The organism is Dyadobacter sp. LHD-138, from assembly GCF_030929615.1.
Lineage (GTDB): Bacteria > Bacteroidota > Bacteroidia > Cytophagales > Spirosomataceae > Dyadobacter.
The window spans coordinates 1-1,159 of the sequence record NZ_JAVFVU010000108.1; the positions used below are offsets into that span (position 1 = coordinate 1).

At 45.6% G+C, this 1,159-nt stretch carries 1 protein-coding gene; it reads left to right on the forward strand.

From position 1 onward, the window contains the following. Positions 1–1,159, forward strand: a 1,159-nt coding sequence (locus RB622_RS30120; protein WP_308050555.1) for an RHS repeat-associated core domain-containing protein, incomplete at both ends; no start/stop codon positions are given.

A 1,159-nucleotide genomic window follows, 5' to 3' on the forward strand; every position in this document is an offset into this window, starting at 1 on the left:
GGTAACCGCTTGTCTTCCATTAGCGATGCATCCGGCAACAACAGCGGCGTTAAAAGTGGCAGCAGCAGCTACGGTTATGATGGAAACGGCAACATGACCTCGGATGGCAACCGCGGTGCCGTGCTGACCTATAACCACCTGAACCTGCCCAAAACGGTATCCATTGATGGGAAAACATTAACGTATGATTATGACGCATCCGGAACAAAACATAAATATGTTGCCGATACGTTGACGGTCAAATACGCGGGCGGCTTTGAGTACAATGCATCGAATGCATTTTCACGGCTGGGTCTTGCAGAAGGGCAGGCAGTGTTGAAGAGCGGCGCGATCGCCTTTCAATACTATGTCAAAGATCATTTAGGCAATGTCCGTGTGGTATTTAATGAAAACGGCGATATATTGCAGAAGAATGATTTTTATCCTTTCGGCTTGGAGATTGATCGGAATAGTCCAATCCAAACCCAAGTTGCAAGAAATGGTATTAACCGTTATAATTTTCTGGGTAGGGAAACGCAAATTGCAACGGGGTATATTGATTTACAAGCAAGATTTTATGATCCGACAACAGGCAGATTCATGCAGGTTGATCCGGAGACCGAAGGACAATTGGAGTTTTCTCCGTATCATTACTCGTTTAACAACCCAATACGGTTCTCTGACCCTGATGGACGCTGGCCGGAATGCTGTAAAGGTTTGGTCGATTTTGCAACGGGTGTAGGATCCGCACTCAACGACGACATTCATGGTGGAAATCCTATTGCAGCAAGTCCAGGCTACGTCGATGCCTATAATAGTGGTAGAACCGCAGGTCATTATGCTGCTATCGTTGTTGGTGCAGCTGAAATTGCAGGTGGTGCATTGGGTGTTGGCGCTTCTGGCTTTGGAGCAGCAGTAAGTGGTGGCGCTGCATTACCAGCCGCATTAGCCGCCGCAACTGCTTCGGTAGGTGCAATGGCCCAAGGTGCTGCTATTGGTATGAACGCCATTGATAATTTGAAGAATAATAAGGGAAGGGTAAATGCGGAAGGAAAATCCATCAAGTACGAAAATAAAACTGGAAAAGAAAGTGTTCATAATCGTGAAACAGATGTAAATAAATCTCAATTCGAGAAGAGTTTGAAAGAATCGGGTTATGATAAAACTAAGAGCAAGGATG